The sequence below is a fragment of the Paraburkholderia sp. SECH2 genome, assembly GCF_030464795.1.
Classification (GTDB): Bacteria; Pseudomonadota; Gammaproteobacteria; order Burkholderiales; family Burkholderiaceae; genus Paraburkholderia; species Paraburkholderia aspalathi.
Genome location: NZ_JALPRH010000007.1, coordinates 168,543 through 187,119, shown reverse-complemented (window position 1 = coordinate 187,119; position 18,577 = coordinate 168,543). Strand labels below are relative to the sequence as shown.

The window sequence follows — 18,577 nt, the reverse complement described above, 5'->3', positions numbered from 1 at the left end:
TAGTGACTCTTGACTAATTTGGTCACTAGAACCATAATGAAAGCCGTCATCACTTCATCGATGGGACTTTCATGTTCTCGCGTCGCTTCGCCACCTCCGCACTCGCCTGTGCGCTGCCGCTTGCGCTAGCGGCCTGCGGCGAAAAAGCACCGTCCGATCCGCGCACCGAGGTGCCGCTGGTGCGCACGGCCATCGTTCAGAGCGCCGTCCCCGCAGCCCGTTCGTTTACGGGGACTGTCGCGGCTCGCGTGCAAAGCGACCTGGGTTTCCGTGTTTCCGGCAAGGTGCTGGAACGGCTTGTGGATACCGGCCAAACCGTCAAACGCGGCCAGCTGCTGATGCGCCTCGATCCCATCGATCTCAAGCTTGCCGCGCAGGCCCGGCAGGAGGCGGTCACCGCCGCGCGGGCGCGAGCGCACCAGACCGCGCAGGATGAGGAGCGGTATCGCGACCTGCGCGGCACGGGTGCGATTTCGGCTTCGGCCTACGACCAGGCCAAGGCGGCCGCCGATGCCGCCAGGGCGCAGCTCAGCGCGGCCCAGGCCGACGCCGACGTGGCGCGCAATGCGACGGACTACGCCAATCTGGCCGCGGACGGCGATGGCGTCGTGATGGAAACGCTGGCCGAACCGGGCCAGGTCGTCAGCGCCGGACAGCCCGTGGTGCGCCTGGCCCATGCCGGGCGCCGCGAGGCCGTGATCCAGCTACCGGAAACTCTGCGCCCCGCCATCGGTTCGGTCGCCAAGGCAACCCTGTTCGGCAACAGCGGCGTCAGCGTGCCAGCCACGCTGCGCCAGCTCTCGGATACGGCGGATCCGCGTACCCGCACATTCGAAGCGCGTTATGTGTTGCAGGACGCGCTCGCCGACGCGCCGCTAGGCGCAACCGTCACGATCGAGATACCGGACGCACGCGTGGCGCTCCAGGGCGGCATGCAGGTTCCGATCGGCGCGGTGCTTGACGCGGGCAAAGGGCCCGGCGTGTGGATCGCCAACGGCGAGCCGGCCAGGGTTGCATGGCAGCCGGTGACGGTCCTTCACCTGGACGACGACAGCGCGCGCGTGTCCGGTGCGTTGAAGCAAGGCGATCGCGTCATTGCGCTCGGTGCCCAGTTGCTGCGCGAAGGCGAGCAGGTCCGCGTGTCCGGCCAGGCCGTCGCGATGGCAAACGAAGGAGCACGTCCGTGAGCGAAGGCCGATTCAATCTGTCGGCGCTCGCCGTGCGCGAGCGTTCCATCACCCTGTTCCTGATCTGCCTGATCTCGCTGGCCGGGCTCCTGTCGTTCTTCAAGCTGGGTCGCGCCGAAGACCCGGCGTTCACAATCAAGGTGATGACCATCATCACCGTATGGCCGGGGGCCACTGCGCAGGAAATGCACGACCAGGTCGCCGAAAAGATCGAAAAGCGCATGCAGGAGCTGCGCTGGTACGACCGAACCGAAACCTACACACGACCTGGCCTGGCATACACAACGCTGACGTTGCTCGACAGCACACCGCCGTCGGAAGTGCAGGAGGAGTTCTACCAGGCCCGGAAAAAAATCGGCGACGAAGCAGCTAACCTTCCGGCTGGCGTGATCGGGCCGATGGTCAATGACGAATATGCTGATGTCACGTTTGCGCTCTTCGCACTGAAAGCCCGGGGCGAACCGCAACGGCTGCTCGTGCGCGATGCCGAGACGCTGCGCCAGCGGCTGCTGCATGTGCCGGGCGTGAAGAAGGTCAATATCATCGGCGAGCAGGCCGAGCGCATCTACGTCCAGTTCTCGCATGACCGGCTGGCAACGCTCGGTGTCAGTCCGCAGGACGTATTCGCCGCGCTCAATGGCCAGAACGCCCTGACGCCGGCCGGCTCCGTGGAGACCAAAGGTCCGGAAGTGTTCATTCGCCTGGACGGCGCCTTTGACAACCTGCAGAAGATCCGCGACACGCCGGTCGTCGTGCAGGGCCGCACGCTGAAACTGTCGGACATTGCCACCGTCGAGCGCGGTTATGAAGATCCGGCGACATTCATGATCCGCAACAACGGCGAGCCCGCGCTGCTGCTGGGCATCGTGATGCGCGACGGCTGGAACGGGCTCGATCTCGGCAAGGCACTGGACAGCGAGGTCGGCGCAATCAACGCCGGGCTGCCGCTGGGCATGAGCCTGACAAAGGTCACCGATCAGGCCGTCAACATTCATTCGGCGGTCGACGAGTTCATGCTCAAGTTTTTTGTCGCCCTGCTGGTGGTCATGCTCGTGAGCTTCGTGAGCATGGGCTGGCGCGCAGGCCTGGTGGTTGCCGCCGCTGTCCCGTTGACGCTGGCCATCGTGTTCGTGGTGATGGCCGCGACAGGCAAGAACTTCGATCGCATCACGCTGGGATCCCTGATCCTGGCGCTGGGCCTGCTGGTGGACGACGCGATCATCGCTATTGAAATGATGGTGGTGAAAATGGAGGAAGGTTACAGCCGTGTGGCCGCCTCTGCCTATGCCTGGAGCCACACTGCCGCCCCCATGCTGTCGGGCACGCTGGTGACGGCCGTGGGCTTCATGCCCAACGGCTTCGCGCGGTCCACCGCGGGCGAATACACCAGCAATATGTTCTGGGTAGTCGGCATTGCACTGATCGCATCCTGGGTCGTTGCCGTGTTCTTCACGCCCTACCTCGGCGTGAAGATGCTGCCCGACTTCAAAAAGGTCGAAGGTGGGCATGACGCGATCTATGACACGCCGCGCTACAACCGCTTCCGCCAGTTGCTGACGCGCGTGATCGCGCGCAAATGGCTGGTCGCCGGTTCGGTCGTTGGCCTCTTTGCCCTGGCCATCCTCGGTATGGGCGTGGTCAAGAAGCAGTTCTTCCCGATCTCCGATCGCCCCGAAGTGCTGGTCGAAGTGCAGATGCCCTACGGCACATCGATTTCGCAGACCAGCATCGCCACGCGAAAGGTGGAGGCATGGTTGTCTGAACAGAAGGACGCCAGGATCGTCACCGCGTACGTCGGGCAAGGTGCACCGCGCTTTTTCCTGGCGATGGGACCGGAACTGCCCGATCCGTCGTTCGCAAAGATCGTGATCCGCACGGACAGTCAGGAGGAGCGCGATGCACTGAAGGCGCGACTGAGGCGAGCCATCGCCGATGGTCTTGTGCCCGAAGCGCGCGTGCGCGTCACGCAACTCGTGTTCGGGCCATATTCGCCGTTCCCGGTCGCCTATCGCGTCACCGGTCCGGACCCGGACAAACTGCGTGGAATCGCGGCTCAAGTCCAGCAGGTGATGGAGGCCAGTCCGATGATGCGCACGGTCAACACGGACTGGGGCACGCGCTCACCGACGCTGCACTTCACGTTGCAGCAGGATCGCTTGCAGGCGGTGGGATTGACGTCCAGCGCCGTCGCGCAACAGCTGCAGTTCCTGCTCACCGGCGTGCCTGTCACCGCCGTGCGTGAGGATATCCGAACCGTGCAGGTGATCGCGCGCTCGGCCGGCGATGTGCGTCTCGACCCTGCCCGGCTCGGCGACTTAACGCTAGCCGGCGCCAACGGGCAGCGCATTCCGCTGTCGCAGGTCGGCAAGGTCGACGTGCGGCTGGAGGAGCCGATCAAGCGCTGGCGCGACCGCGTGCCGACGATCACGGTACGTGGCGACATTGCCGAAAATCTGCAGCCACCGGACGTATCAACGGCAATTACCAGGCAGCTTCAGCCGATCATCGCGAAGCTGCCGACCGGCTACCGGATCGAGCAGGCTGGCTCCATCGAGGAATCGGGCAAAGCGACGACTGCGATGCTGCCGCTGTTCCCGATCATGCTGGCGATCACGCTGATCATCATCATTCTCCAGGTTCGCTCGATCTCGGCGATGGTGATGGTGTTCCTGACGAGTCCGCTCGGCCTCATTGGCGTCGTTCCGACATTGATCCTGTTCCGGCAGCCGTTCGGCATCAATGCGCTGGTCGGTCTCATCGCGCTCTCGGGCATCCTGATGCGCAACACGCTGATCCTGATCGGGCAGATTCACCAGAACGAACATGCCGGGCTGGATCCGTTCCATGCGGTCGTCGAAGCCACTGTGCAGCGGGCGCGCCCGGTGATTCTCACGGCCATGGCGGCGATCCTGGCATTCATCCCGCTGACGCATTCGGTGTTCTGGGGAACCCTCGCCTACACGCTGATCGGTGGCACGTTAGCCGGAACGATTCTCACGCTGGTGTTCCTACCGGCCATGTTCGCGATCTGGTTCAGGATCCGCCCCGGCAGCCCTGTGGGTTCGCACAAGAGCCGGAATCACCAGTCTTCGCGCTCCGAACCGATGACCCAGGATGCGCTCGACGCGCGTTGAAACACCATCAAATCACCAAACGGAGCTTTTCATGTCGCATTCCACGGTTGTCGTTGTGACCGGCGTGTCATCGGGTATCGGACGCGCCACCGCCGAGAGGTTTACGAGGCGAGATTGCCGCGTGTTTGGCACAGTGCGCAGCATTGCAAAAGCGGTGCCTATCTCCGGAGTCGAGCTTGTCGAGATGGATGTTCGCGACGATGCTTCGGTCCAGGCCGGAATCCAGTCCGTCATCGAATGCACCGGGCGAATCGACGTCCTCGTCAATAATGCGGGAACGAGCCTGATCGGTGCCGTGGAGGAAACTTCGGCTGCCGAGGCCTTGTCGCTGTTCGATACCAACGTCTTCAGCATTCTGCGCACGACGCAGGCAGTACTTCCCCGTATGCGTGCACAACATGGCGGAAGGATCATCAATGTCAGTTCGGTGCTCGGGTTCTTGCCCGCCCCCTACATGGGACTCTACTCCGCGTCCAAGCATGCCGTCGAAGGGCTGACCGAGACCCTGGATCATGAGGTGCGCCAGTTCGGTATCCGAGTATCGTTGGTCGAGCCGTCCTTTACCCGCACAAATCTCGATGTCAATGCACCGGAGGTGAGTTCGAAGATCGCCGACTATGATCGCGAGCGGGTCCTTGCATCAAGTGCAGTCGTCAACAGTGTCAATGGCGCCCCCGCGCCCGACGGCGTAGCGAAGACAATCGTTGAAGCGGCGCTCGGTACCTGGCGTATGCGTCGCACGCCGGCCGGCGAAGCATCCCTGTTGCGCAAATTGCGGCGCTTCATGCCCTCCGGCCCCGTGGATGCAAGCTTGAGGAAAACATTCGGGCTCGCGTGAAATCCTCTCTCCCGCCGCAACGTGCATCACGTTCGCGGGCCTGCCCTGCGCCGACGAGTGATTAGCTTCAGCCGTCCATGGTCATGACAACTTCGGCGCCTTTCAACCACGGCCCGCAGCAGCACGGAACTCTTTGCAACCGAGCCCGTACGCACCCGGAACCGCACATATGGAAAGTCAGAATTTCGAGTCGTCGATGCTCGCAATCGGAGAAATCTCCGCTCTCGCGCTCAACCATTTTTTCGCCCAGCGCGCAATGCGCGCCTTATGGGCTCATTTCGACGAAGCGCTGCGGGATACCGACGTCAACGCATCCCAGTTTTGTATGCTCGCCTTGCTACATCTACGCGAACCAATGGTTTTCGGCGACATGGCAGCAGAACTGGCAATGGACCGATCGAACCTGTCGGCCAATCTGGCACCATTGTTCCGTCGCAAGCTCATCTCATCGATCACCCACAAGGGAGATCGGCGGACACATCAGCTCGCCGTGACGACCGAGGGACGAAAAGCTGTGGCTTCCGCAATGAGCCCCTGGATGCGAGCTTATCAGGATACCTTTGCGTTTTTGAGACTGATTGATCTTGATTCAATGCGTGATCGTTTCCACGTGATTCGGGATTTGAAAAGGCTCGACGACCTGAACGACGCCAGCGGCGCTCCTGCTCGCCCGGAATCTCGACTGCTGCTGCGCAATGACTAGCCTGGTGAACTACAAGACGGCCCGACAGCCCGGAGGATCATCGTGACTGACATACGTCGGCCGCGTCAATCCAGTTCGGAGCACGGGGGAATCGGCGCGAAGGGGCAGTCGCGTGACCATCAGCTCGAAGAGACCTACCGGGCTTGGTGCGAGCCGATGGAAGCGCGCATTGTCGGCCCGAGTCTTTCAGCAACACCTGTCAAACGGCCGGTTGCCGGTGTGCAGCGATCGCCTTGATGTCCAATCGACGCTGCCGGCGAATGACTCTTGGTGGCCGACTGGGGCCTCACACCTATTCGGGTCCGTCAAAATCGTGACGCATTGAGCAAACCGGCTTTATATAGACTTAATTCGAAAACAAACGGTCCAACTGCCTCAAGTGACGTCGAATCATATTCGCCCACCTGGTAGGCAAAATTTTCCCAGACGTAGGATTCGCGATCGCGCCGCACGAGGGCCGAATATGCGCCGCAGCCAACATCGCCGCACTCTGGGCAGATGTAAAGCAGCACACGCTTTCCGTTCTCAGGCGGAGCGTCGAGCAGCGTCGCGCGAATACGCTCGCATGCCTCTGCATACCCACTCACAAAGCAACCCATGAAATCGGAGTGTCCTCCAGCATTTTTCACCAGCATTGACCCGGAACTGCCAGTCGGCGCCGCCACAGGAACGACTCCTTTGCATTCGGTAGCGGCCGTATGCACAGTCCGCTCTCTCGGGTCAAAGTTTCGAATCCGATTCAGAATCAACTACGTCATATATCGCGGGTATTGGAACCGGAAGGGTTCGCACTTTGCGCTCAGTGCCAACTACTTCATGCGTTCTCTGGTGATCGGGATACCTGCTCACGAAGCGTCCTACGCAAGTCCAGACAATCGCGAGCAGCTTCTTTCGAGGGCAGGACTAGACCGTCAGTCTGCGAAGACCGCCACGTGCTTCCGGATGAACGCCTCGACGGTCATGGGCGGGGTGCCCGTTAGTTCCTCGACCAGCGTATTGGTACCGGCGAAAACGCCATTTTGATAGTCGACAGCGACAGACAGGAGATGCTGTGAAAATGCATCGCTAAATTTCGAATCGGTATTCAAACGCTTTTCGAACATATCGAGGTCAATCGGCTGGTACTTCACTTCCCGGCCCAGAACCTTGCTCATTTCATCAGCAATCTGATGGTGGTTCATCTCGACGGGGCCGTATAGCGGGTAGACCTTGCCAGCGTGAGGAGCTGGATCACGAAGAATCGCAGCGATGACGCGCCCCTGGTCTTCGGCTGCAATCGGTGCATGACGCCCGTTACCAAAGGGCAGCCTCAACGTTCCGTCCTTTTTGACGTTTGCAACCTGGCCGGGATAAGTTAACCATTGTGCGAAGAACGTCGGGCGAATGTGGGTGACCGGGATTCCCGACCAGTCAAATACCCTCTCCGAGATCCAGTGGTCACGTGCGGCGTGACTCGTTGCGTTCCTGCGAGCGGAAATTTGCGACATGTTCACGATCCCGCTGATTCCAGCCTCCCGGGCCGCCTGAGCAAAATAGACGCTCGCCTGTATTCCCCCTGCTTCGATTGGATAGACAAAGTACGCGGAAAAAATGCCCTCGAGAGCTTGTGCCACGTCGTCCAGACTGGAAAGGTTACCGACCAAAACCTCGACTCCACGCGACTTCAGTCGTTCCGAACGTTGGTCCTCCTTCCGCACCAGCGTGCGTACCTTTTCACCGGCCGCTACAAGTGCTTCGGTAGCTGCTCCACCGGTATCGCCTGTCGCTCCGGCAACAAAAATTTTCTTATCAGACATTTCGAACACTCCACGCTGTAGGGAAAGGGCTGTTGGATCTGTGGCACGTCGGGGTGCTTGATTAACCTCATGCGAGGAAGCTTTGCCTCAGCCAATCGACGAACTGGTTCACTTCGACCGGGAAACGTTCACCCGGCCGGTCCACCCGCTACAACCCGCTTGTCTTAAGCCACGCACGAATCGCTTGGACAAGCTCAGCCTTGCGCTCAAGCGGAAGCCAGTGGCCAGCGGGCAGGTTCGTTATGGAAAGGTCGGCACAGGCGCTGCGCATGGGTTCTCCGAGGCGACTGCGGTTGATGTCGCAGATTGCGTCCCAATCACCGTTGACGAACAAAACGGGCTGGCATAGCTGGCCGCCTTTCGGCGCTGTGCGCGCGTATGCAATGTTGGCGGTGTCGTTCAGGTACCAGGCATTGACCGAACGGAAACCACTGACATCGAACGCATCGACCAGCGCGTCAAAGTCGATGGGCGTCCAGAGCGCTGGATCAGGCGGCGTCGCCGGGGCGCGATGCGCCGAGCCATAACGCCCGCCGTTTTTTGTGATCAAGGCGGACGGAGAGACCTGGCCGACAGACGCAGGATTGCCGCGCCGATAAAGCGACGCGAGCGTTGCCGGGGTGTCCGCCTCGAAATCGCTAACCGTCTGACTGAAGTGCGTCAGGTAAAAGCGGAAGTAATCCCACTGCCCATCCGGATATTGATCCGCAGGGTACAACTGACGGTCGATCAGCGGCACGAGATTGGGCAGCGCGAAGCCCTCCGGAAAGTAAGGGACTGAGATCAGCACCACGCCGCGACTGCGCACCCCGTGGTGCGCAGCGAGCGCTCCGGCCACCGGGCTTCCCCAGTCGTGGCCAACCCAGATTGCCGGGCGTGCCCCCAAATGGTCGTGCAGTTCGACCATGTCGTGGACGATCTCGTTCAAGGCATAGGCCTCGGAAGCGGCCGGCGCCGATGAGCCGCCATAGCCACGCATATCCGGTGCAACGCAGCGCCAGCCTTCGGATGCGAACGCCTCGATCTGCGCGCGCCACATCAGGCCGATCTCGGGCCAGCCATGGAGGAGAATCATCAACGGCCCATCGGCCGGGCCAGCCGCCAGGTAGCGCGTTGTGTGGCGCGGCGAGCTGAAGGTATGCACGGTCAGGTTAGGGACGTTATCTGCACTGGCACCGACGACTACCGTGCCGCCGGCAGCGCCAGACCCAGACCCAGACCCAGACCCAAAAGCTGTCTTACTCATCAACAGACTTGCACCAAAGGCGGTTCCATTGGCGAGCAGAGTGCGGCGTGACATAGCTGACATAGATACCTTCCCCAACCTGCTGCTCGTTCATATAGGCCGCAGCGGTGTCGATCAGCCGGTATCCGTTTGCGACTGCCGATCTGACCGCAGCTACGGTCTTCTCAGGCTCGCTACGAAACACCCCAAGTCCGAATGCGGGCATCTCGATTCCATTGTTCAACCTGTACACGGGGCTTTTGCCTGTCACCATCGTTAAATCCGTTTCAGTTGGATGTAGTTCTTGCCGGCGCGGCTGCTGCAAAGTGCGTGGAATCGGGTGCTATCACGCAGGATAGATGTCCCTTCCTCGTATCAATCCCAGCGCGAGTCAGGTGGTCGTTACGGTTTGCAGAAACTTCACGAGTTGCTCATTGACCACATCAGGGGCTTCGTGTTGTACCCAGTGGCCCACATTGTCGAGTTCGAGACCGCCAATGAGACTGGGAACGCCGGAGCGCATCTGGTCCATGGTCAGCGGATAAAGCTCTTTCAAGCCATCCGCCTTCCCCCAGATGAAAAATGAAGGCTGGGTAATCCTGGCGCCCTTCCAAGGAGCGGACAGGTAGAAGTACGGTTCAGCGGCCCGATAGTAGTTCAGGGCACCGTGAAAGCCGGTGCGCTGAAATTCCGCCACGTTATAAGCGACGTAATCAGGCTCCGCCCATGACGGTAACGGTCCGGGGGCCGCACGGTGAAGGCTGCGTGCCGGATCCATCGGACTCCACCGCTTGTCTGCGGGAGCGGAGCCCGATGCCCAGTACAGCATTCCTGGAATGGTCACCGTGGCGTCGGCCCAGATCTGATCGGCGTCTGGCCGGATCTGTTCGAACATGTAGAAATCATCCTGGTGGCCGGACCTGCGCATCTTCTCGAAGACGCTGACATCCCCACGAGGAACGAATGGCACGCTCAGACAGAACACGGCCTTGAATCGATCGGGACGCATCAACGCTGCTTGCCACACATGCGTTGCACCCCAGTCATGACCCACAAGGACAGCGCTTGGAATCTTCAACGCATCGAGCAGGCCAACCAGGTCGCCGACCGTTTGCAGTGGCGTGTACAAGGTTGGGTCCGTCGGCGCCGAACTGCGTCCGTAGCCGCGCATATCGGGAGCAATTGCCCGATATCCGGCAGACGCCACCGCTTTCATCTGCCGGCGCCACGTGTAGGAAGTGTCCGGAAACCCGTGGCAGAAGAGTACGGCTGGCCCATCTCCCTGTTCGGTTACGTGCATGGTGATGCCATTGGTATTGACGTCGTACTCCTTGATACCCGGTACGCCGCCGGTTCCAGGACTTTGCGCCTGCGCCCCGCGATCCAGCAGCAGGCTTGCACCAAAGGCCGTCCCGCTCGCGAGGAACGCGCGGCGCGAGATAGAGGGTGCAGGAATAGACACTGTTCCAGAGAGGTTGCTTTCCATAGGGGTTTCTCGATTGGTCCGATGTGAGACTCGGGAATCCGCTAATGGTAGAAGCCCTCAACGAGGCGGGAGGGACGTATTTCCGACAATTCTGGCCATGCTGGCGCGGCCACTCTTATCGGCATCGGGATCGCTGGTTAGAATCACAGCTCAGCAGGCGACGGCTCGCGCCAGGCGCCAGCGCGCAGGACGTAACGTTATGTCCTGCTATTTTCCGGGACCTATCATGCTGCGCATTGGCTACATCGTCGTTCCAGGCTTCCAGGTCATGGTTTTCGGCGGACTAACAGTGTTTGAGCTCGCAAACCGACTGACCAAGGAGCCGTACTACGAGATACGTCTGATATCTGAAAGCGGTGGGCCGGTTCAAAGTTCTCTCGGATACTCCGTCATGACGGATAGTTTCGCTGAAGGTGGGTTCGATACGGTGATCATCGGCGGCGTCATCACTGGCGCGTACCCGGCGAGCGCCGCGCTGATTGAATATTTAAGAGGCGCGGTGAAAAACACCCGGCGCGTTGCCTCAATGTGCACGGGTGCGTTCTTTTTGGCTCAAGCCGGCGTTCTGGACGATCGGCGTGCCACGACTCACTGGGCACACGCGCGCGAATTGCAGACGACGTATCCGAAAGTCAAAGTCGAAGAAGATCGGATATTTATCGTGGATGGTCCAGTATGGACATCCGCGGGCATGACTGCGGGGACCGATCTTGCGGTTTCGATGGTGGAAAGAGATCTTGGTGCAAAGGTAGCGCGAATTGTCGCCAAGCGAATGGTCATGTTCCATCGACGTGCCGGCGGACAGCTACAGCACTCCACACTGCTGGACCTCGATGCAAAAACTGACCGGATACAAACCGCGCTGGTCTACGCGAAAAGCAATTTGCACACCCCACTGACGGTAGACAGACTCGCTGAAGCCGCCAATCTGAGTGTGCGGCAATTTAGCCGGGCGTTCCGTGAGGAGACCGGGCAATCACCTGCGAAAGCTGTCGAGAACTTGCGGTTGGAAGCAGCGCGACTCATGGTCGAGCAGGGCAGGCTGCCGATTGACGTCGTTGCGCGGGAAACGGGTTTTGCTGATCCAGACAGAATGCGCCGTGCGTTTCTGCGAGCTTTCGGTGAGCCACCTCAGGCTATTCGCCGCAACGCGCGTGAGCACGCCGACAATTGAGGTATCAACTAGCTGTCATGAGCACGGCGCACGGTCCAGAATTTCGCATCAATCGAATGACCGATAACGTCGAAGCTGCGGCCGTCGCTCGCACATTCGCGACTGGCCCTTAGTGGCCGAACTGAGCCCGACGACGACCGGCTCTGATCGACCCCGAGCGGCCGGTCAAAACTCCCGGAAGCAGACATTAACATGGTCCTTCACCTGAGGGGCGGCTGACAATGTGCCCTAGCAAGTCGGCTGGCTGGTGGTGCCTCATTGGAGAATGATGAATTTTCCGCCGTTGCGCTCAAACTCGGAGCGTGTGGTACGACTGACTTCCACCGCTAGTGAATCGCAATGCAGAATGTCGCGAAAAAATAGCTTTGGTGGTTGATACGCTTTTCTGAATTCTTGGAACGAGAGGCCTTCGGCGCTTGAAGTTACGTTTTCAACACGAACCAGCCATGAGCATTTGAGGTCGCAGCGCTTAAGAGCGGTGTTTACTCGGTGTTCAACTCCTAGGTAACCATCTAGGTCATCTGCTATTGCTCGGAACTCCTCTGCTGTTGCCTGAGTGACAACGATTTCGGGTCGGTCTGTGCTCGTTAAAGACACCCATCCGAGAGTAGCCATGTCGGTATCAGCGGAAAATTCGACGATGGGGAATTGCTTTTCGCTGGTTTTCGACTGTAACCAAAGGATTGTTTCGTAGACGGTGGTAGTCATGGTAGCGACGTCGCTAATGAAGGTTCTGCACGCGATTGTCGGGGATCTAAGCCGGTGTGTCGAACGTCCACTTGTGGCCGCAAGCTGACAGCTAGGCTATGGAGGCTACCGCCCCTCGTGTTCGTCTGCCTCGCCGTCGCGGACTATCCGCAGCACGGCGTTTGCTAAAGTGTTGCCCTTCACGACAATCACTTAACGAAGGAAGCAATTCGGGTGAGGTCGAAGAAGCGGCCGCGCCCGCCGCCGTATTGGCAGGCTGATCGCCGTTACTCAGCGATTGAAAAGCGCGCCGGGCGGCGTTGCGGCGATTTGGTGGTCCGCTCAACGCGCGGGCTGGCGCCGCGGATGAAGAGGATCGCGCAGATAGCTACCATCGTCCAAATGCTAAGAATTACGGTCAAGGCACTCATTTCAGTCTTCAGAAGTTCGACACTGCGATTAGTTCTGTCTGGCCTGACGGCCAATCAATGTGTCGTAGGTTGGTCGGTACCTTTGAGCAATAGCTCATCGATCAGGCACGTGGTCAGTGCCAGTTGCTTTTCGAGCGATACGCGCGCTACTTCCGCACCCACCGTGTCGCCACGTGCGACGGCGTTGTGAGTCTGCGTCGCGAGGCGCAACACGGACTCCGACGCGAGGTGCAGGCCGCGCATCATGCCCGCGTCGGAGTATGGCGAAGGACCGTTCCCATCGGACATAGATACGTCCGGCAGGCCGACTTCGAACTGGTAACTTTTGTCGTGGCGGAAAGACATCTCAGGCTCCCTGCGCGATTGGCACGATGTCAGTGTGCGCCGACGATGGGGAGTCCAATCCGTTAAAAAGAAGCCAATTTTGGAGTTAATCCGTCGCCATCGAAAGAACGAAAAATTTGCTAAAAATGGGGCCGGGCCGCGCCTCGTCCGACGGAATAATGCGCGTTTATATCGCCCTCAGATCAGGCAACAACCGGTCGAACTCCCGTTTCACCACGCCATAGCACTCGCACACACGCTTTTCGAGTCCCGGTCGATCCAGTACCTCGATGTGGCCATGACCGTAGCGGATCAGCCCCGCGTCCTGGAGTTTCAGCGCCGCTTCCGTCACGCCGGATCTGCGCACGCCAAGCATGTTGGCGATCAGTTCCTGTGTCATCTTCAGCTCGTTTGACGGCAGGCGGTCCATGCTGAGCAGCAGCCAGCGGCACAATTGCTGGTCGATCGAATGATGCCGGTTGCAGACAGCGGTCTGGGCCATCTGTGTAATCAATGCCTGGGTATAACGCAGCAATAACCGCTGCACCGGGCCAGCGCGATGGAATTCCTCTTTCAGGATGCGCGCATCCAGTCGATACGCCCGTCCTGCGCTTTGCACGACTGCCCGGTTTGGCGTTGTTTCACCGCCCATGAAGAGCGCAATACCGATGATCCCTTCGTTGCCCACAATTGCGATCTCGGCGGACGCGCCGTCCTCCATCACATAGAGCAGCGATACGATGGACGTTGTCGGAAAATAGACATGATCAAGGCGATCGCCAGACTCGTACACGACCTGCCCCAAGGGCATTTCGACCGGTACGAGATGCGGCGCTACGCGCGCCCGCTCTGCTTCCGGCAAAACCGAAAGCAGGTGGTTTTCTTTGGAATGTTGCTCGTTTTCCATTTATCGCTCCCCGACATCCCGTCCAGAAACTGCGCCGTTTTCGCAGAATTGTCCTTAACAGTATCAGGCATCAGCAGTAGTTGCATGAATGCGCCAGACGAATGGGGCGAGGACGTCGAACCAGAGTAAACCCTGTTTAAATTATAGTTCGCGTGCGTCTGGTGGTACGTCGCGGCGCGCCACCGGCCACGCCTTAACGGGTCTGCGCGGATTGTGCGTTTGAACATAGACAGATCTCTGTACGTTGTCGTACCGCTTTCTGCCGCGCGTGCGCGTAGCGTGACTTCTATCGTTGACCAGCGCGGAGAAAATCATGCTTAGACGAACCTTTATCTGGAGCACATCCGGATCGCTTCTGGTGCTCGGCGCAGCGCTCTCAGGTTGCACTACCACCTCTTCTTCCGATGCGAGCCGCAGTCAGCAGATGGACAAGCGCCGCACCATCGATGCAGGCGTCGACTCGACTCTGACTCGCCTGTACGGTATGGCAAGCGGATCACGCGAACTGGTCGGCAAGGCGCACGGTGTACTGACGTTCCCGTCGGTGATCGATGCCGGCTTCGTGGTCGGCGGTCAGTATGGCGAAGGCTCCTTGCGCGTCGGCGGACACACGGTCGGCTACTACAGCACGGCGACCGGTTCGATCGGCTGGCAGATCGGCGCGCAATCGCGCGCAATCGTCTTCCTGTTCATGACCGACGAGTCGCTCAACCGCTTCCGTAGCAGGGACGGATGGTCGGCTGGCGGCGACGCCTCCGTGGCCCTGCTGAAAGTCGGTGCGAACGGCAATCTCGACACTAGCACCGCGACCGGACAGGTCGACGCTTTCGTGTTGACCAACACTGGCCTGATGGCGGGCGCGTCGCTGGAAGGCACAAAAGTCACGCGGCTCACGTCGCTTTGAAATTGAGGCCGAGGGACGCGCGTGATGTGCGCCCTCGTCGAAACACAGGATAGAGAAACCATGTTACGAAGCATGCGAGACTTGCACGGAAGCACCGTTAGCGCAGTGGACGGCGACATCGGCTCAGTTAGCCAGGCCTATTTCGACGATGAGTCATGGGGTGTGCGCTACCTGGTGGTCGAAACAGGCAATTGGCTCAATGACCGGCAAGTGCTGGTTTCGCCGTATTCGGTGAAACACACCGATCCCGGATCGAGCGTCGTGCATGTCGGCCTCTCCCAGCAGCAAGTGAGGGACAGCCCAATGCTGGACGCCCACAAGCCGGTATCGCGGCAGCACGAGATCGAGTATCTGCGCTACTACAGCTATCCGACCTATTGGGGCGGCCCAAACCTGTGGGGGATGGGCGCCTACCCGGCCTATGACCCAACAGGTGTAGCGCCTGACGCCCTGCCCGATGAGCCACCAGGGCCAACCCTTGATACGAGCAAACCGCAACCCGACGTCCATCTGCGTAGCACCGACGAGGTCAAGGGCTACCACCTCAAGACGGCCGACGGCAGCATCGGTCACGTATCGGACTTCATTTATGACGACACCGACTGGGCGATTCGTTACCTGGTCGTAGAGACGCACAACTGGTGGCCCGGTGGCAAGGCCGTGCTCATCGCGATTCACTGGATAGACGAAGTCGACTGGTTCGACTCAACCGTATCGACGAAATTGACGCGCGACGTCATCAAGAATAGCCCGGCTTATGACGACTCGATGCCGATCGACCGGCGTTACGAGGTCGTTCTGCACCAGTTTTACGACAAGCATGGATATTGGTCGGACGCAGGCGCCGACGAGCCAGTCGCATCGGAATGAACCGCCGCACGGACCACGGTCCTCATCAAATCCGGACCGTGCCAGATCAACCGCGAGATTTACCAGCAGCGACGACGGCCAATGTGGCTGTCGTTTACTCAAACGGGCGACACCATGGCGGACAGAATTATCTCAAGCACAACACATGACGCTTACATGACAGTCAGAGACCATATTGCCGATGGCTGGGTGGCGAGCGTGTGTGTCGTTCCGAAAGGCGCAGCGAAGAGCAACGAACCCATCATCAAACTCGACACTTTCTTCGAACGTGAAGATGTCGCATGGGAATCGGCCGAGACCCTTGCACGTGCCGAGCTCAACAACCTTAAATAGCGTGAAGGAGCTGCCCTATCGCTTCAGATACCGCGCTCGCAAAGCTTCGATTTCATCAAGCAGATCAAGTGCGAGCGCGATGCCGGCAGCGTTGATCTCGAGATCCTGCGCGAGATGGCGAGCCTTGCGGGCACGGCGCAATGAGACGCCGTCGAAGTGCGGGCCATCGTCCTCGCTGACGTATTTCGGCTCAATTGCGCCTTGCTCGATCCATTCAACGAGCTGGACTTCAGAAGCGCCGGACACCCGGCACAATTCGAGTAGCGTAAACTCCACCTGCTCCTCGACGATCAGGCATTCAAGCCAGCCAGTGCGCGATTCGTTCATGATGCATCACCTGAAAAGTGCGCGCGCGGGTTGAAGTCGCATGCCTGTCGCAGTGTCTCGAAAGCCGCGCGTGCCTGCTCGCTGTCAGACGGCGGCAGAACGATGTTCAATTGCGCATAGAGATCGCCCGATGTACCAGTCGGACCGCTCGCGGGGATTCCCTTGCCTTTCAAGCGTAAGCGTCGGCCTCCGCTGGAATCTTTGGGTATGGCTATTTCGACGGCGCCGTCGGGCGTCGGCACGGTAATGTGCGCGCCAAGTGCCGCTTCCCAAGGGGCGACCGGCACGGTGATCGTCACATCGCGGCCGTCGACGCGAAAAAGTCCATGCTGGCGCAACGCGATTTCCAGATACAGGTCTCCAGCACGCCCCTCGCCGAAACCCGTCCCCCCTTGGCCGACGAGTCGCAAATGCTGCCCACTGTGCACGCCCTTCGGAATGGAGACGTCAAGCGTACGCGACTTCAGCACGGCACGGCCGCTCGCATCGAGTACTGGCATCTCCAGCGAAATCGTGCGCTGCGCCCCACGATAGGTATCTTCCAGATCGATCACCACTTTGGCATGGTGGTCCTGCCCCGAAGCCGAGTGCGGCACACCGCCATAGGCGTCCTCCATGTCTTGCGCGTTTGCGCGATCATGTCTGCCGCCGGCAGCGTGCCGCCCGCGTCTTGTCGAGGCGCGACCACCACCGGCATGTTCACCGCGAAACAATGCCTCGAAGAATTCGCTGAAGCGTGCATCCTCAGCTCCGCGGTCTTCCCCGCCGCTGAATTCGAAGCCCTCGTCCCACTGCGGCGGCGGCTCGAAGTCCTGACCATTGCGCCACTGGTCGCCCATCCGGTCGTAGGCCGCGCGCTTTTCCGTGTCTTTGAGCACGCTGTACGCCTCGCCGACCTCCTTGAAGCGTGGCTCCGCGTCGTCGAGTTTGCTCAGGTCCGGGTGGTATTTGCGAGCGAGCTTGCGATACGTCCGCTTGATATCGTCCTGCGTCGCGCTGCGTGGCAATCCCAGCACTTCGTAATAGTCTTTGTATTTCATATCGAAGGCCTATGAGAGAGGCCGCGCTCGAGCGGCAACACTATCGTCGCGGCGACCGGCTATGCAGAGATGATCACCTTCAGCGCACGCGTGTCCGCAGCACGCTCGAAGGTCTCATAAGCGTCGAGAATCTGATCGAGCCTGAAGCGGTGCGTAATCAGAAGGCTGGCGTCGAGCTTGCGGGCGCGCAACGTATCCATCAGCATCGGTGTACTGACGGTATCGACCAGCCGCGTGGTGATGGTGATGTTTCGGTCCCACAGATGCTCCAGATGAAGATCCACCTTCACGCCATGCACTCCGACATTCGCTATCGTCCCGCCCGGCGCGATGATAGCCTCGCACATTTCGAAGGTAGCCGGAATGCCGACCGCCTCTATTGCGGTATCGACGCCGCGGTCGGCCGTGAGTTTCATGATCGCCTTCACCGCATTGCCATCCGCGTTGTTGATCACCGCGGTCGCACCGAAGCGCTTTGCGGTCTCTAGCCGGTTATCGTCCAGATCGATCATGATGATTTCGGCGGGAGAATAGAAACGGGCGGTGAGCAATGCCGCAAGCCCGATCGGCCCGCTGCCGACAATAGCCACGATGCTGCCGGGCTGCACCCTCCCATTGAGTACACCGCACTCGAAGCCCGTCGGCAGGATATCGCTCAGCATCACCAGCGCTTCTTCGTCGGCGCCGTCGGGAATCCGGTAAAGACTGGTATCCGCGTGCGGAATCCGCACGAACTCGGCCTGCGTGCCGTCGATCCTGTTGCCAAGAATCCAGCCGCCGTTGACACAATGGGAATACATGAGTTTGCGGCAGTACATGCACTTACCGCATGCGCTGATGCAAGAAATCAGGACGCGTTCGCCTGGCTTGAACGCCGTGACGCCTGCGCCGACCTGCTCGATTACGCCTGTACCTTCATGGCCGAGCACGCGGCCGGGCTGACAGGTCGCGACGTCGCCCTTGAGAATGTGCAGGTCCGTGCCGCAAATTGTCGTCTTGCTGATCTTGACGATGGCGTCGGTGGACGCCTCGATCTCGGGTTTGGGCCGTTCTTCAACAGCCTTCTTGCCAGCACCAAGATAAACGAATGCTTTCATTGTAGGTAACTCCGGTTGCATTGGATCGGCCCGTACGCAGTGGTTCATGTCTGTTCGGGCGGTTGAACTGACGCGCGACTGTCGTCGCTTGAACCCACTCTGCCGTGTCACCCG

The 18,577-nt window shown here is 59.9% G+C and carries 20 protein-coding genes; 9 read left to right on the top strand and 11 right to left on the bottom strand.

Annotated elements, in window-relative coordinates:
- The first annotated feature begins 71 nt into the window (after positions 1 to 71).
- The 5 genes from M0D66_RS15175 (at position 72) to M0D66_RS15155 (ending at position 6,099) form a co-directional block, all read left to right on the top strand.
- Entirely contained in the window at positions 72 to 1,187 is a 1,116-nt protein-coding gene (locus tag M0D66_RS15175) for an efflux RND transporter periplasmic adaptor subunit (RefSeq protein WP_200621491.1), read from the top strand.
- Positions 1,184 to 4,321: an efflux RND transporter permease subunit gene (locus M0D66_RS15170; RefSeq protein ID WP_200621492.1), complete on the top strand. Its 3,138-nt coding sequence runs from the start codon at positions 1,184 to 1,186 to the stop codon at positions 4,319 to 4,321. The genes M0D66_RS15175 and M0D66_RS15170 overlap by 4 nt, the downstream gene beginning before the upstream one ends.
- Positions 4,322 to 4,352: 31 nt before the next feature.
- Positions 4,353 to 5,159: an oxidoreductase gene (locus M0D66_RS15165; RefSeq protein WP_266210955.1), complete on the top strand. Its 807-nt coding sequence runs from the start codon at positions 4,353 to 4,355 to the stop codon at positions 5,157 to 5,159.
- Between the two features lie 169 nt (positions 5,160 to 5,328).
- Positions 5,329 to 5,862 (top strand): MarR family winged helix-turn-helix transcriptional regulator, encoded by a 534-nt coding sequence (locus M0D66_RS15160; RefSeq protein WP_266210954.1) that lies wholly within the window; start codon positions 5,329 to 5,331, stop codon positions 5,860 to 5,862.
- 42 nt (positions 5,863 to 5,904) lie between these two features.
- Positions 5,905 to 6,099: a hypothetical protein gene (locus M0D66_RS15155; protein WP_200621493.1), complete on the top strand. Its 195-nt coding sequence runs from the start codon at positions 5,905 to 5,907 to the stop codon at positions 6,097 to 6,099.
- A 68-nt stretch (positions 6,100 to 6,167) separates the two neighbouring features.
- Here the strand turns inward: M0D66_RS15155 and M0D66_RS15150 are convergent, their stop codons facing one another.
- From M0D66_RS15150 to M0D66_RS15130, 5 genes are all read right to left on the bottom strand, one after another.
- Positions 6,168 to 6,527 (bottom strand): hypothetical protein, encoded by a 360-nt coding sequence (locus M0D66_RS15150; RefSeq protein WP_143131867.1) that lies wholly within the window; start codon positions 6,525 to 6,527, stop codon positions 6,168 to 6,170.
- A gap of 246 nt (positions 6,528 to 6,773) precedes the next feature.
- Positions 6,774 to 7,658 (bottom strand): NmrA family NAD(P)-binding protein, encoded by an 885-nt coding sequence (locus tag M0D66_RS15145; RefSeq protein ID WP_054041338.1) that lies wholly within the window; start codon positions 7,656 to 7,658, stop codon positions 6,774 to 6,776.
- Positions 7,659 to 7,806: 148 nt separating this feature from the next.
- Positions 7,807 to 8,802, bottom strand: a complete 996-nt coding sequence (locus tag M0D66_RS15140) for an alpha/beta fold hydrolase (protein WP_301772818.1) — start codon at positions 8,800 to 8,802, stop codon at positions 7,807 to 7,809.
- Positions 8,803 to 8,896: 94 nt separating this feature from the next.
- Positions 8,897 to 9,157 (bottom strand): aldo/keto reductase, encoded by a 261-nt coding sequence (locus tag M0D66_RS15135; RefSeq protein ID WP_093647331.1) that lies wholly within the window; start codon positions 9,155 to 9,157, stop codon positions 8,897 to 8,899.
- A 117-nt stretch (positions 9,158 to 9,274) separates the two neighbouring features.
- On the bottom strand, positions 9,275 to 10,369 hold the full coding sequence (locus tag M0D66_RS15130; protein ID WP_211700534.1) for an alpha/beta fold hydrolase: 1,095 nt from the start codon (positions 10,367 to 10,369) through the stop codon (positions 9,275 to 9,277).
- 226 nt (positions 10,370 to 10,595) lie between these two features.
- Between M0D66_RS15130 and M0D66_RS15125 the strand changes: the two genes are divergently transcribed.
- Complete coding sequence (locus M0D66_RS15125; protein ID WP_054041342.1) at positions 10,596 to 11,543, top strand: GlxA family transcriptional regulator; 948 nt, start codon at positions 10,596 to 10,598, stop codon at positions 11,541 to 11,543.
- A gap of 255 nt (positions 11,544 to 11,798) precedes the next feature.
- Here M0D66_RS15125 and M0D66_RS15120 read toward each other — a convergent pair whose 3' ends face one another.
- The 3 genes from M0D66_RS15120 to M0D66_RS15110 all read right to left on the bottom strand — a co-directional run bounded on the left by M0D66_RS15120 (position 11,799) and on the right by M0D66_RS15110 (position 13,892).
- A complete protein-coding gene (locus tag M0D66_RS15120) occupies positions 11,799 to 12,251 on the bottom strand; it encodes a hypothetical protein (protein ID WP_211700533.1) in 453 nt (150 codons plus the stop codon).
- 464 nt (positions 12,252 to 12,715) lie between these two features.
- Positions 12,716 to 13,006, bottom strand: a complete 291-nt coding sequence (locus M0D66_RS15115; protein ID WP_200652894.1) for a hypothetical protein — start codon at positions 13,004 to 13,006, stop codon at positions 12,716 to 12,718.
- Between the two features lie 166 nt (positions 13,007 to 13,172).
- Positions 13,173 to 13,892, bottom strand: a complete 720-nt coding sequence (locus M0D66_RS15110) for a Crp/Fnr family transcriptional regulator (RefSeq protein ID WP_200652893.1) — start codon at positions 13,890 to 13,892, stop codon at positions 13,173 to 13,175.
- Between the two features lie 313 nt (positions 13,893 to 14,205).
- On the opposite strand from M0D66_RS15110, the gene M0D66_RS15105 reads away from it, so the two are divergent.
- From M0D66_RS15105 to M0D66_RS15095, 3 genes are all read left to right on the top strand, one after another.
- Positions 14,206 to 14,796, top strand: a complete 591-nt coding sequence (locus tag M0D66_RS15105; protein ID WP_054042588.1) for a YSC84-related protein — start codon at positions 14,206 to 14,208, stop codon at positions 14,794 to 14,796.
- A 60-nt stretch (positions 14,797 to 14,856) separates the two neighbouring features.
- Positions 14,857 to 15,666, top strand: a complete 810-nt coding sequence (locus M0D66_RS15100; protein ID WP_211700532.1) for a PRC-barrel domain-containing protein — start codon at positions 14,857 to 14,859, stop codon at positions 15,664 to 15,666.
- A 156-nt stretch (positions 15,667 to 15,822) separates the two neighbouring features.
- Positions 15,823 to 15,999, top strand: a complete 177-nt coding sequence (locus M0D66_RS15095; RefSeq protein WP_266210952.1) for a hypothetical protein — start codon at positions 15,823 to 15,825, stop codon at positions 15,997 to 15,999.
- 15 nt (positions 16,000 to 16,014) lie between these two features.
- Here M0D66_RS15095 and M0D66_RS15090 read toward each other — a convergent pair whose 3' ends face one another.
- The 3 genes from M0D66_RS15090 to M0D66_RS15080 are packed head-to-tail and all read right to left on the bottom strand — an operon-like array spanning position 16,015 to position 18,463.
- The gene (locus M0D66_RS15090) at positions 16,015 to 16,326 is read right to left on the bottom strand and encodes a chaperone modulator CbpM (RefSeq protein ID WP_266210951.1); all 312 of its coding nucleotides are present in this window, start codon (positions 16,324 to 16,326) and stop codon (positions 16,015 to 16,017) included.
- Positions 16,323 to 17,366 carry a DnaJ C-terminal domain-containing protein gene (locus M0D66_RS15085; protein WP_266210950.1) on the bottom strand — a complete coding sequence of 348 codons (1,044 nt, stop codon included), beginning with the start codon at positions 17,364 to 17,366 and terminating at the stop codon, positions 16,323 to 16,325. The genes M0D66_RS15090 and M0D66_RS15085 overlap by 4 nt, the downstream gene beginning before the upstream one ends.
- 59 nt (positions 17,367 to 17,425) lie before the next feature.
- Complete coding sequence (locus tag M0D66_RS15080) at positions 17,426 to 18,463, bottom strand: zinc-dependent alcohol dehydrogenase family protein (RefSeq protein ID WP_266210949.1); 1,038 nt, start codon at positions 18,461 to 18,463, stop codon at positions 17,426 to 17,428.
- Between the last annotated feature and the right edge of the window lie 114 nt (positions 18,464 to 18,577).